Here is a 13,205-nt window from a genome sequence, read left to right as displayed (position 1 = left end):
AGAAACGCTCCCGCAACTCGCTCCGTCGGCGTCGACGGCGAGACCGGCGGGCCGACGACGACGTCACGAAGGAGTCCCATGTCCCGCCCCTCTTCCCCGGGCTTCACGCCCACCGGCACCATCTCCACGACCGGCGACCGGCGCCGCGTCGTCTTCGCCACCGTGGTCGGCACCACCGTCGAGTGGTACGACTTCTTCCTCTACGCCTCGGCTGCCGGCCTGGTGTTCGGGCAGCTCTTCTTCGCGCCCGCCGGCCCCGGCATCGCCCAGATCCTGTCGTTCCTCACGGTGGGTCTGAGCTTCCTGTTCCGCCCGCTGGGGGCGTTCCTCGCCGGTCACCTGGGCGACAAGTACGGCCGACGCGTCGTGCTCATGCTGACGCTCATCCTCATGGGAGCCTCGACCACCCTGATCGGCGTGCTCCCCACCTACGAGGTCATCGGCGTCGCGGCCCCGGTGCTGCTGATCCTCCTGCGGGTGCTGCAGGGCATCTCGGCCGGTGGAGAGTGGGGCGGCGCGGTGCTGATGGCGGTCGAGCACGCGCCCAAGACCAAGCGGAGCCTCTTCGGCGCCTCCCCGCAGCTCGGCGTGCCGCTGGGCCTGCTGCTGGCGAGCGGCATGCTCGCGCTCATGGCCCTGATCGCCCCCGGTGATGCGTTCTTCGCGTGGGGCTGGCGCGTGCCCTTCCTGCTGTCGTTCGTGCTGATCCTCGTGGGCTACTACGTGCGCAAGAAGGTCGAGGAGAGCCCGGTGTTCCTCGAGCTCGCCGAGCGCAAGGAGAAGACGCGGATGCCGATCGTGCAGCTGTTCCGCAAGCATGCGCTGCTCGTCCTCATCGCCGCGCTCGTGTTCGCCGGCAACAACGCCGTCGGCTACATGACGACGGGCGGGTACATCCAGCGCTACGCGACCAACCCCGACGGACCGATCGGTTTCGCCACCGCCGACGTGCTGGGCGCCGTGACCCTCTCAGCGGTGTCGTGGCTGGCGTTCACGTGGCTCGGCGGGTGGATCGGCGACAAGATCGGTCGCCGCAACACGTACGTGCTGGGGTGGATCGCGCAGCTCGTCGGCGTCTTCCTGCTCTTCCCGCTCGTGAACACCGGGAGCATCGGGCTGTTGACGCTCGCGCTCGTGATCCTCACGGTCGGACTCGGCCTCACCTACGGCCCGCAGGCGGCGCTGTACGCCGAGCTGTTCCCGGCATCCATCCGCTTCTCGGGGGTCTCGATCTCGTACGCCATCGGGGCGATCCTCGGCGGTGCCTTCGCCCCGACGATCGCGGAGGCGCTCGTGAAGGCGACGGGCACCACGATGTCGGTCACGTGGTACCTCGCCGGGATGACGGTTGTCGGCCTCGTCGCGACGCTGCTGCTGCGCGACCGCAGCGGCATCCCCCTCGGCCCCGACCACGAGGCCGAGCAGGAGCGGAGCCCGATCCGCGGGTTCGCGAACGTCTGAGCCCGGGTCCTCCGGCCCCGTCGCACCGTGCGTGCGGCGGGGCCTTTCCGTTGTTCGGTGTGACCCTCGTCCCGCTTGCGGCGGATCATGTCCCACCTGCGGCGCATCATGTCCCACAAGGTGCGGTTCTGGCGGCCCCGCAGCAGCACCAAGTGGGACATGGGTCCGGCAGGGCGTGCGGCGGGCCTTTCCGTCGGGCTGGGCGGCCTTCGTCCCACCTGTGGCGCATCATGTCCCACGAGGTGCGGTTCTGGCGGCCCCGCAGCAGCACCAAGTGGGACATGGGTCGCCGCCTCGGGCCCGCGGCAGCACCAAGTGGGACAGGGGTCGCAGCCTCGGCCCCCGTGGCAGCAACACAACGGGGGACGAGGGTCGCAGCCTCAGCCGCGCGCGGCGATCTCCTCCCAGTACGGCGCCACGACGGCCGCACTCACCCGCAGATCCAGCAGGAGGAACGGCCGGTCCTCGGGATCGCGGGCCGTCCAGGATGCCAGGGCGTCGAGGTCGGCGGCATCCCGCACGACCACGCCCTCGGCGCCGAATCCCCGCGCGACGGCGGCGAAGTCGACCTCGGGGATCAGCATCGGGTCGGGGTGCAGCCCCTTCTTGCCGTAGTTGAGGACCTCGGCGCCGTACTGCGCGTCGTTCCACACGACGGCGACTCCGCGTCCTCGCGCGACGCGGATCGCGGTCTCGAGGTCGGCGATCGCCATGAGTCCGCCGCCGTCGCCGGTGGTGAGCACGACGGTGGAGTCCGGTCGCGCGACCGCGGCGCCGGGCACGCTGGGGAAGCCGAGGCCGATCGATTGGTACGCGGTGCCGACCATCATCATCCGGTCGGGGGAGGCCACGGGCCAGTACATGTTCGACCAGCCGAGGAAGTGGCCGCCGTCGGACACGACGACCCGGTCCTCGGGCAGCAGCTCGGCGATCCGGGCGGCCGCGGTGCGGGGGTCGAGCCGGCCGTCGGGTCCGACGCCGGTGCCCGCAGCCTGGCGGCGGGCGGCTTCGAGGTCGAGTCCGGTGCCCCACGTCGACGGGGAGCCGCCCCGGACGCGCAGACGCTGCACGATCTCGCCGGCGACGTCGGCCGCGTCGCCGCGGACGTAGCCGCCGACGTGCGGGTGCGTGGCGGTGGGGGAGAGGTCGATCTGGAACACGCGCGTCCCGGGGGCGAAGAGCTCGCCGAAGCGCATCGTGAACTGGTTGAGGGCGGCGCCGAACACCACGGCCACGTCCGCGTCGCGCACGATCTCCATGGCGCCGGGCGCACCGAACCCGCCCGCGACGCCGAGGTCGCGCGCGGAGTCGGGGAAGAGTCCCCGGCCGAGAGCCGTGGTGGTCGTGAGGGCGCCGGTCAGGGCCGCGAGTTCGCCCAGCACCGACCCGGCCCCGGCCAGCCACGCTCCGCGCCCGCCGAGGAGCAGCGGGCGTTCGGCCGTCGCGAGGGCGTCGACGATGCGATCGATCACGCCGTCGGCGTACGGCCCCACGGGAGGGTGCTCGGGCGTGACCTGGGGGGCCGAGGCATCCGGGACCGGGCCCGCGTCGCGCGTCACCACGTCGTACGGGATGCCGAGCACGACCGGCAGGCGATACGTCAGGGCGTGCTCGATCGCGATGACGACCGTGGCGGCGGCGTCGCGGTGCCCGACGGTGTACGTGCGGGCGCCGACGCCGGCGGCGAGGGCGATCTGGTCGACTCCCCACGGCCGCGGGCCCGAGGTCGGTTCGTCACCGACGATCAGGACGAGGGGCGTGCGGGCCTGGACCGCCTCGGCGAGCGCCGTCAGCGTGTTGGTGAACCCGGCGCCGTAGGTCGCGGTGGCCGCGGCGAGCCGGCCGCTCGCGCGGTAGTGCGCGTCGGCGGCGACGACCCCGGCGGCTTCGTGCCGCACGGCGACGAAGCCCGAGGACGTTTCGCGTCCGAGGGAGTCGAGGAAGTAGGCGTTGCCGTTGCCCATGACACCGAAGACGGTGTCGATGTGGCGGGCGAGGGTGTGCGCGACGTGCGCGGAGACGGTGGGCATGGCGAAGGAAGCCTTTCGAGACGGACGGAATGGATGCCGTATGTGTCTCGCGCTTCTGCGCTACGTGCCCTTTTTTCGAGCAGCGACGCACGACCCGGTGCGCCTGACGGGATCGAGTATAGGGGCACGGCCCTCCTCGCTGACTTGTGCCGTATATACGCCGGGTGGGGCCTTTCGCGTACACGCGCGCAAGTCAGCGGAGGACGACGGCGCGGGGTGTCACGTTCGCGCGGGCTCGCGACAGGAACGGGGTGAAGAGAATGAGAGAGGACCCCTCATGAACACCGACCCCTTCGCGGCCCTGGCCGCGGCCGACCCGGCTCGCGACGTCTCGCTGTCCGACGCCGACGTGCGGCGCATCGTGCGAGCGGCGACAGCGCAATCTCGGAGACGGCGCTGGATCCTCGCGACCGTGACGATCGCGGTGGTGTGCGCCATCGGCATCCCCGGGGCGGCGGTGGCTTCCGGGTACCTCGCGCGCACGGGGTGGTTCGGCTCGCCCCAGCCGGGCTCCCCCGAAGGGACGCGCCCGATCGGCACCGAGGCCGACGGCAGCGAGTGGATCGACGCGTCGGCGCCCGACTACGGCGACTATGCCGTCACCCTGTGGCCGGCGTACGCCGCCTTGCCCGTCGGGTACGACACCGCTGCGTTCGCCCGACCCATCGCGGCGGACAGCGTCGAGGGATTTCGCCAGGTCACCGGCATCCGGAGCGAGTTCGAGCAGAACGCCCGCTGCGCGTGGCGAGCGGAATGGCTGGACGCCGATGCGCGGGGCGATGCGGAACGCGCGGCGACGGCGGCGCAGACGCTGACCGCAGCGGCGACCTGGCCCGCGACCGTCGCGTCGGACGGCGGCGGCATCGTGGACGAGGAGCGCGCTCTCGCCGCGGCGGCGACCGCGGGCGACCGTGCCGGGGTGACCGCCGCCGACGCGTGGTGCGGCGAGATGCTCGAGGGGCGCGGACGGTGACCGCCGAGGCGGAACGCGCCCGCTTCGAGGATGCGGTCGGGCCCCTCATCCCCGACCTTCTGCGGTACTTCGTGCGGCGCGTCGAGCCGCGCGCCGATGCCGACGACTGCGTCTCCGAAACCACCCTCGCGCTGTGGCGGCATCGAAAGCGGCTGCCCGTGGCATCCGAGGATCAGCGCATGTGGGCGTTCGGCATCGCCCGGAACGTCCTCGCGAATCACACGCGCAAGCGCGCTCGCCGCGCGCGGATCGATCAGGCACTCGTGCGGGAGGTCCCCGAACCGGCGAGTGATCAGGCGTTCCTCGCCCTCGAGGCCTTGCGCACCCTCGCGCCCGCCGACCAGGAACTGCTGCGACTCGTGCTGTGGGACGGGTTCGGCGTCGCCGAGGCGGGTGCACTCGCCGGAGTGCGGCCGGCGGCGGCGCGCAAGCGCTACGAGCGGGCGCGTGCCCGCCTGCGCGCCGCGTTCGGCGAACTCCAGCCCGCGCTCGCCGGCGGGCGGGACGCGTGAGCGCCTCGGTCCCACCTGGTGACGTGCGCCGAATGCTCGTCGACCGCGCCCTCGCGCGTGCCCAGGCCCACGTCGACCGAGGGAAGGGGGAAGCTAGAGGGCGCTCGTGATGGCGGTGGCCGTGGCCCTTAGCCGCGCGGCGATCGCCGCGTCGTCGGCTTCGGTGTTGACGTGGACGGCCGCGACGGCGGCGGGCCCGCGACCCTGCACGCTCAGCGGCACCGCCACCGCGCGCAGCGTCGGTACGACCTCGTCGTGGCTCGTCGCCCAGCCGCGCTCCGCGGCCTCCGCCACCTCGGCGGCGAGGCGCGTGTCCACGCCGTCGGGCCACCGGCGCGGCGGCAGCTGCGCGAGGATCGCGCGACCGGGGGCGCCCCGGGTGACCGGATGCCGCGTACCCGGCCGCTGCGCCACCGCGGTCACCGCGTGCCGCGGCTCGACGCTGGCGAGGGTCACGCATTCGTCGTGGTCGAGCACGACGAGGAAGCAGGTCATGCCGAGGTCGTTGGCGGCGGCGGTCAGTTCGGGCAGGGCCTCGGACTGCAGATCGGCGGCGACGCCGGCGGCCAGGGCGGCGAGCCCCGTCCCGAGGCGTACGGCACCCGTGGCATCCCGGGTCACCAGGCCGTGATCTTCGAGGGTGCGCAGCAGTCGGTACGCGACCGAGCGATGCAGTCCGACGCGTGCCGACAGGTCGTCGATCGTGAGCGGACCGCGGGCGTCGGCGAGCTCTTCCAGCAGGCGGATGCCACGACTCAGGGTCTGCGACGCGGGGGTCGTGTCTTGCCGCGGGGCCATGGGACAGCTAACCTCTCGTTCGATAGAAGAACGGTGCGTTCGAATATAGAACACGACCGTTGGCGACGCAAGCACCGCGCCGCCGCGCTGAGCCCCGACATCGACGTCAGGAGAACCATGCAGTTCCACCACCACGGCTACGTCTCCGGTGATCCGCGCGTCCAGCCCGCCGCGGGCACGGGCATCGCCCGTCCCTCGTCCCTGCCCGAGCAGATCGACGTCCTGATCGTCGGTTCCGGGCCCGCGGGCATGCTGCTCGCCGCGCAGATGTCGCAGTTCCCGCAGTTCACGACGCGCCTCATCGAGAAGCGCGAGGGGCGTCTCGCGCTCGGCCAGGCCGACGGCATCCAGCCCCGCAGCGTCGAGACCTTCCAGGCCTTCGGCTTCGCCGATCGCATCACCGCGGAGGCCTACAACATCGGCTGGATGAACTTCTGGGCTCCCGACCCCGAGAGCCCCGACCGGATCGTGCGGACCACCCGCACCGAGGACTACGGCCTCAAGGTCAGCGAATTCCCCCACCTCATCGTCAACCAGGCGCGGGTTCTGGACTACTTCGCCGAGGCGGCAGCGAACGGGCCGGCGCGCGTCGTCCCCGACTACGGGGTGGAGTTCCTGGGGCTCGAGGTCGGCGACGACGATGTCAAGGTGCGCGTGCAGACGGCCGAGGGCGAGCGCACCATCCGCGCGAAATACGTCGTCGGCTGCGACGGTGCCCGCAGCGGCGTGCGACAGGCGATCGGCCGCACGCACGTGGGTGCCGCCGCCCAGCACGCGTGGGGTGTCATGGATGTGCTCGTCGAGACGGACTTCCCCGACTGGCGCATCAAGTGCGCGATCAACGCCGCCGCCGGCAACATCCTCCACATCCCCCGCGAGGGCGGATACCTCAGCCGCATGTACATCGACCTCGGCGAGGTCGCGGAGGGCGACAACCACCGCGTCCGGCAGACGCCCATCGAGGAGATCATCCGGAAGGCGAACGAGATCCTGCACCCCTACGCGATCGATGTGAAGCAGGTCGCCTGGCACAGCGTCTACGAGGTCGGGCACCGGGTGACCGATCAGTTCGTCGACGACCTGCAGAACCCGCGTGTCTTCCTCACCGGCGACGCCTGCCACACCCACAGCGCCAAAGCCGGTCAGGGCATGAACGTGTCGATGCAGGACGGATTCAACCTGGGCTGGAAGCTCGGACACGTCCTCACGGGACTGGCATCCCGCGATCTGCTGCGCACCTACGACGCCGAGCGTCGCCCGGTCGCCCAACAGCTCATCGACTTCGACCGCAAGTGGTCCTCGCTCATGGCCCGCAAGCCCGGTGAGATCACCGACCCTGCCGAGCTGGCGACGTACTACCTCGCGACTGCCGAGTTCCCGTCCGGATTCGGCACGCGGTACGCGCCCTCGACCCTGGTCTCTGATGCGCCGGCCCAGGAGCTGGCATCCGGATTCCCGGTCGGCCGACGTTTCCAGAGCGTCGAAGTCGTGCGGGTGTGCGACGGCAATCGCGTCCATCTCGGGCACCACGCGCGCGCGGACGGCCGGTGGCGTCTCTACGCGTTCGCGGATGCCGACGGCGCGGCGCTGCGCGGATGGGCCGAGGCCGCGCGCGGGATCGTCGAACGGTTCACCCCCGCCGGCGCCGACCTCGACTCCGTGTTCGACGCCAAGGTCGTCTACCCCGGGCGCTGGGAGGACGTCACCGACGTCCCCGCTCTCTTCCGGCCGCAGTCGGGCCCGCTCGGACTCACCGACCTCGAGAAGGTGTTCGCCGCCGCCCCCTCCGCGTGGACGAGCGACGACATCTTCGCCGAGCGCGGCATCGGCGCCGCGGGCGCGGTGGTCGTCGTGCGGCCGGATCAGTACGTCGCGCACGTGTTGCCGCTGACCGCACCCGAGGAGCTGGAGCGGTTCCTCTCCGGCGCGATGCGCTCCCCGGCGACCTCCGCCGGCGGCGTCGCTGCTCCCGCCGTCGCTGCGTCCGCTGTCGCTGCATCCGCCGGTGCCGGTGTCGGTGCCGGTCGGGCATAAACACGATCCGCGCGCATAAACGCGATGGCGACGTGTTTCTGCGCGGAAATCGCGTTTATGCGTGTGCGGCGGGTGCCGCGGCTCTCAGGCAGCGACGGGAGCGAAGCGAGCGGATGCCACGTCCTCGCCGCCGCGGCGACCCCGGCGCTCCGCTTGTACAGCACGTATATCGGCGCTCGTTCGTGCGCTGACCAGAATGAGCGGGGAGACCCGCACCGACCCAGGAGGACCCATGACCGATTCGCGCGAGAGCGAGCTGCTGGCATCCGTACCGACCGGCCTGCTGATCAACGGCGAGTGGCGTGCGGCCGAGGGCGGCAAGACCGTCGCCGTCAACGATCCCGCGACGGGCGAGGTCATCCATGAGATCGCCGACGCCTCCGTCGCCGACGGAGTGGCGGCGATGGATGCCGCGGCCGAGGCGTTCCCGTCGTGGGCGGCGACCCCCGACCGCGAGCGGGCCGAGATCCTGCGCCGCGCGTTCGATCTGCTCCAGGAGCGCAAGGAGGACGTCGCGCTTCTGATGACCCTCGAGATGGGCAAGCCCCTCGCGGAGGCCCGCGGCGAGGTCGGCTACGGCGGCGAATTCCTGCGCTGGTTCAGCGAGGTCACCGCGCACACCCAGGGCCGCTACGGCGCGAACCCCGAGGGCACCGGCCGCATGATCGTCACGCAGCACCCCGTGGGTCCCTGCTACCTCATCACCCCGTGGAACTTCCCGCTCGCCATGGCGACGCGCAAGATCGCGCCCGCGCTCGCCGCCGGCTGCACCGTCGTCATCAAGCCGGCGACCCTCACGCCGCTCACGACGCTGTTCTTCGCGCAGATCCTGCAGGACGCGGGTGTTCCGGCCGGTGTCGTCAACGTCGTGACCACCACGAACACCGGCCCGGTCTCCGAGCGCATCATCTCCGACCCGCGTCTGCGGAAGCTCTCGTTCACGGGCTCCACGCCGGTGGGTGTGAAGCTGCTGCAGCAGGCCGCCCCGGGTGTGCTCCGCACCTCGATGGAGCTCGGTGGCAACGCCCCGTTCGTCGTCTTCGAGGACGCCGACCTCGACAAGGCGGTGGACGGTGCGATGCTGGCGAAGTTCCGCAACATCGGCCAGGCGTGCACTGCGGCGAACCGTTTCATCGTGCAGCGCTCCGTCGTCGAGGAGTTCACGCGCCGCGTCACCGAGCGCGTGCAGGGCATGAAGATCGGGCGCGGCACCGAGGAGGGCGTGCAGATCGGACCCCTGATCGACGACCGCGCCGTCGACAAGGCGAAGACCCTCGTCGGGGATGCCGTGGGGCGCGGCGCCACGGTCACGACCGGCGGCTCGCCCGTCGACGGCCCCGGAACGTTCTTCGAGCCCACCGTCGTGTCGGACGTGCAGCCGGGCAGCGACATCCTCCGCGAGGAGATCTTCGGACCCGTGCTCGCTATCGTGCCCTTCGACACCGAGGACGACGCCGTGCGGATCGCCAACGACACCGAGTACGGTCTCGTGTCGTACGTCTTCACCGAGTCGCTCTCGCGTGGTCAGCGCATGATCGAGCGCCTCGAGACCGGAATGATGGGCCTCAACGTCGGCGTGGTCTCCAACGCCGCGGCCCCGTTCGGTGGCTGGAAGCAGTCGGGCCCCGGTCGCGAGGGCGGCGACGAGGGCATCCACGAGTACCTGCAGACCAAGTACACGCTGACGGCCAACCCCTACGCCTGACCCACCGGATGCCACGGCCCCGCGCTCTCCCAGGCGTCGGGGCCGTGGCATTCGCCGTCCTGATGCGTGAGTCGCCAGGATTTGTCGCCTCTGGCGTGATGTAGGCGACAAATCCTGGCGACTCACGCGTCCCTGCCGCCCCTACGCGTCGGACGAGGACGCGTGGCGATCGAGGAAGGCGAAGACCTCGGCGTCGTCGACGCCGGGGAACATGCCGCGGGGGAGCGGCGAGAACATGTGCCGGTGCACGCGGGCGCTCGGCCACGCCTTGCCCGACCAGCGCTCCGCCGCTTCGGAGTCGGGGCGGCGGCAGCACGATTCGTCGGGGCAGCGCGAGATCCCGCGGGTGGTGGTCTCGCGTCCGCGGAACCACCGGGCGTCGTCGAAGGGCACACCGACGGTGATGGAGAAATCGCCCTCCGCGGTGGTGCCCGTCTGCGTCGAGCACCAGAACGTCCCGGCCGGGGTGTCGGTGTACTGGTAGTGCTCGGTGGTGCGGTTGTGCTCGTCGAACGCGGCGCGGGCCGAGAACTTCTTGCAGACGATCTGGCCCTCGACCGACCCCGTGACGTCGGTCGGCAGGGGCAGGTCGTCGTTCTCGTACACCCGGGAGATCGCGCCGTCGCCGTCGACCCGGAGGAAGTGCTGACGGATGCCGAGATGCGCCGTCATGAGGTTCGTCATGCGCATCGCGGCGGCCTCGTGGGTGACGCCGAACGCGTCGCGGAAGTCCTCCACGGCGAGGTTGCGGTCCTTCTTCGCCTGTGCGAGGAACGCGACCGAGTTGGTTTCGGGCATGAGGCAGCACGCGGCGTAGTAGTTGATCTCCAGCCGCTGCTGCAGGAAGTCGGCGTAATCGGTGGGCGGGCGGTGCCCGAGCAGACGGTGCGCCATCGCTTGGAGGGCCATCGAGCGCAGGCCGTGTCCGCCGGGGATGGATGCCGGTGGCAGGTAGATGCGTCCGTTCTCGAGGTCGGTGACCGACCGCGCGGAATGCGGGAGGTCGGCGACGTAGATGAGCTCGAACCCCAGCTGCTCCGCCATGATGCTCACGGTGCGGTGCGTGAGGGCGCCGAACGAATGCCCTGCCGCCTTGAGCTGCTTCTCGGCGAGCTTCTCGATGTCGGGCAGGTGGTTGTCGAGCCCGCGCATGCGCAGGCGCAGCTCGGTGTTCGCACGGCGTGCCTCTTCCGGGCTCGCGATGGTCTCGCGCTCGCGGCGCTGCAGTTCACGGTGCAGACCCAGCACCGCCTCGATGGTCTCGTCGCTCGTGCCCTTGCTGACCTTGATCGGCGGAATCCCCAGCTGTCGGAAGAAGGGGCTCGATTGCGCGCGCTCCAGTTCGATCTCCAGAGCCGCCCGACGGTTGGGCGGCTCGGTCGACAGCAGCTCGGTGACCTCGGTCTCGGTCGCGCGCGCGATCTCCTGCAGGAGCGACAGCTTGGGTTCGCGCTTGCCGTTCTCGATCAGGCTCAGCTGGCTGCCGGCCACCCCGACCAGCGCTCCGAGCTCGTCGAGGGTGTACCCGCGGGCGAGGCGGTGGTGGCGGATGCGGTGTCCGAGCGTGGTCAGTTCGAGCGACGAGGCCATTCCTTGACGATAGCGAAAGATCGGCGATTCTTGTGACGAAAATCTGCTGAAAGACCAGCTCGAGGGTCGCAAAGTGGAGGAAGACATCCGAATTCGCTCTCAATCGAGGAGATCGACCATGGCACTCGCCGACATCTTCGCCGGACGCCCCTCCGGTCGCACCACGCCCGCCGCCCGTCCGGCTCACCCGGGCCGCGGCATCCGTCCCTCGGTCGAGGGCCCCGGACTCGCCGCCCTCACCGCCTGGGTCGACCAGGTCGCCGCGCTCACCCAGCCCGACCGCATCCACTGGGTCGACGGCTCGGCGGCCGAGAACGACGCCCTCCTGCGCGAGATGGTCGACGAGGGGAAGCTCATCAAGCTCAACCCCGAGTGGCGTCCCGGCTCCTACCTCGCCCGCTCGCACCCGAGCGATGTCGCTCGCCTCGAGTCGCGGACCTACATCGCCTCGGAGAGCGAGGAGGATGCCGGTCCCACGAACAACTGGATCGCGCCCGAGGAGATCCGCCAGACGCTGAACGGTGTCTTCGAGGGCTCGATGCGCGGACGCACCATGTACGTCGTCCCCTTCTCGATGGGAACGGTCGGCGGTCCGCTCAGCCACATCGGCGTGCAGATTACGGACAGCGCGTACGCCGTGGCATCCATCGGGATCATGACGCGCGTCGGCACCGCCGTGCTCGAGCAGATCGCCGCGGGGGCCCCGTGGGTCAAGACGGTGCACTCGGTCGGCGCGCCGCTCGCCCCGGGCGAGGCGGACGTCGCCTGGCCGTGCAACGACGAGAAGTACATCGTGCACTTCCCCGACACGCTCGAGGTGTGGTCGTTCGGATCGGGCTACGGCGGCAACGCGATCCTGGCGAAGAAGTGCTTCGCGCTGCGGATCGCCTCGGTCATCGGTCGCGACGAGGGTTGGCTGGCCGAGCACATGCTGCTGATCCGCGTGATCGACCCGCAGGGAAAGGCGTACCACGTGGCCGCCGCCTTCCCGTCGGCGTGCGGAAAGACCAACCTCGCGATGCTGCGTCCGACGATCCCCGGGTGGCGCGTGGAGACCCTCGGTGACGACATCACCTGGATCCGCCCCGGCGAGGACGGGCGCCTCTGGGCCATCAACCCCGAGGCCGGCTTCTTCGGCGTCGCCCCCGGCACCGGTGAGTCCACGAACGTGACCGCGGTCGAGACCCTGTGGGGCAACACGATCTTCACCAACGTGGCGCTCCGCCCCGACGGCGACGTCTGGTGGGAGGGGCTGACCGACGAGGCTCCGCCGCAGCTCGTCGACTGGGAGGGCAAGGACTGGACCCCGGCTTCGGGCCGCCCGGCCGCGCACCCGAACTCCCGCTTCACCGTCGCGGCCGCGCAGTGCCCGCAGATCGCGGACGACTGGGAGACCCCGCAGGGCGTTCCGCTGGATGTCATCCTCTTCGGCGGTCGTCGCGCCACGAACGTCCCTCTCGTCCTCGAGGCGACGGACTGGTCGCACGGCGTCTTCCTCGGTTCGACGGTGTCGAGCGAGAAGACCGCCGCGCAGGAGGGCACGGTCGGCGAGCTGCGTCGCGACCCGTTCGCGATGCTGCCCTTCTGCGGGTACAACATGGGCGACTACTTCGGCCACTGGCTGAAGGTCGGGGAGCAGCTCCGCTTCGACCGCGCGCCGCGCATCTTCCAGGTCAACTGGTTCCGCAAGGGTGACGACGGCCGGTTCCTGTGGCCCGGCTTCGGCGACAACGCCCGCGTGATCGACTGGATCATCCGTCGGGTCGACGGTCAGGTCGACGCCGTGGACAGCCCCATCGGCCGTCTGCCCTACGCCGAGGACCTCGACCTCTCCGGCCTCGACCTTCCCGCAGCCGACCTCGCCGAGCTGTTCGCCATCGACACGCAGTCGTGGCTTGCCGAGGCCGACCTCACCGAGGAGTTCTTCGACACGTTCGGCAGCCACCTCCCGGCCGCCCTCCGCGCCGAACTGGCCGCTCTCCGCTACCGCCTGCAGCGCGCGTAGCCGCACGGTCTCGTCCACCCCGCCCGCCGTATCGCGGAGCGGGGCGGACGCGAACTCGACGCCCCTCCCTGCTCTTGGCGCGCGGGAGGGGCGTCGT

9 protein-coding genes are annotated in these 13,205 nt (G+C 71.0%); 6 read left to right on the top strand and 3 right to left on the bottom strand.

The annotated features are described in order from the left end of the window. Window positions 1–78 precede the first annotated feature (78 nt). A complete protein-coding gene (locus CSIV_RS06090) occupies window positions 79–1,461 on the top strand; it encodes an MFS transporter (RefSeq protein ID WP_077050499.1) in 1,383 nt (460 codons plus the stop codon). A 380-nt stretch (window positions 1,462–1,841) separates the two neighbouring features. Here CSIV_RS06090 and CSIV_RS06085 read toward each other — a convergent pair whose 3' ends face one another. Beyond that, complete coding sequence (locus CSIV_RS06085) at window positions 1,842–3,491, bottom strand: thiamine pyrophosphate-binding protein (protein WP_077050498.1); 1,650 nt, start codon at window positions 3,489–3,491, stop codon at window positions 1,842–1,844. Between the two features lie 277 nt (window positions 3,492–3,768). Here CSIV_RS06085 and CSIV_RS06080 point away from each other — a divergent pair, with 277 nt between their 5' ends. After that, window positions 3,769–4,464 carry a hypothetical protein gene (locus CSIV_RS06080; protein WP_077050497.1) on the top strand — a complete coding sequence of 232 codons (696 nt, stop codon included), beginning with the start codon at window positions 3,769–3,771 and terminating at the stop codon, window positions 4,462–4,464. Then, entirely contained in the window at window positions 4,461–4,976 is a 516-nt protein-coding gene (locus tag CSIV_RS06075; RefSeq protein ID WP_077050496.1) for an RNA polymerase sigma factor, read from the top strand. The genes CSIV_RS06080 and CSIV_RS06075 overlap by 4 nt, the downstream gene beginning before the upstream one ends. A 93-nt stretch (window positions 4,977–5,069) precedes the next feature. Here the strand turns inward: CSIV_RS06075 and CSIV_RS06070 are convergent, their stop codons facing one another. Next, window positions 5,070–5,774, bottom strand: coding sequence for an IclR family transcriptional regulator (locus CSIV_RS06070; RefSeq protein WP_077050495.1), 705 nt, complete (start codon window positions 5,772–5,774; stop codon window positions 5,070–5,072). A 117-nt stretch (window positions 5,775–5,891) separates the two neighbouring features. Here CSIV_RS06070 and CSIV_RS06065 point away from each other — a divergent pair, with 117 nt between their 5' ends. Continuing rightward, the gene (locus tag CSIV_RS06065; protein ID WP_077050494.1) at window positions 5,892–7,808 is read left to right on the top strand and encodes an FAD-dependent monooxygenase; all 1,917 of its coding nucleotides are present in this window, start codon (window positions 5,892–5,894) and stop codon (window positions 7,806–7,808) included. Between the two features lie 232 nt (window positions 7,809–8,040). Further along, entirely contained in the window at window positions 8,041–9,513 is a 1,473-nt protein-coding gene (locus CSIV_RS06060) for an NAD-dependent succinate-semialdehyde dehydrogenase (protein WP_077050493.1), read from the top strand. Window positions 9,514–9,654: 141 nt separating this feature from the next. Here CSIV_RS06060 and CSIV_RS06055 read toward each other — a convergent pair whose 3' ends face one another. Then, window positions 9,655–11,103 (bottom strand): XRE family transcriptional regulator, encoded by a 1,449-nt coding sequence (locus CSIV_RS06055; protein WP_077050492.1) that lies wholly within the window; start codon window positions 11,101–11,103, stop codon window positions 9,655–9,657. Between the two features lie 118 nt (window positions 11,104–11,221). On the opposite strand from CSIV_RS06055, the gene CSIV_RS06050 reads away from it, so the two are divergent. Next, window positions 11,222–13,108: a phosphoenolpyruvate carboxykinase (GTP) gene (locus CSIV_RS06050; RefSeq protein ID WP_077050491.1), complete on the top strand. Its 1,887-nt coding sequence runs from the start codon at window positions 11,222–11,224 to the stop codon at window positions 13,106–13,108. Window positions 13,109–13,205 lie beyond the last annotated feature (97 nt).

This window comes from Microbacterium sp. CSI-V, from assembly GCF_001984105.1.
Lineage (GTDB): Bacteria > Actinomycetota > Actinomycetes > Actinomycetales > Microbacteriaceae > Microbacterium.
Note: the sequence above shows the minus strand (reverse complement) of the source record. Positions and strands in the feature narration are given on the sequence as shown.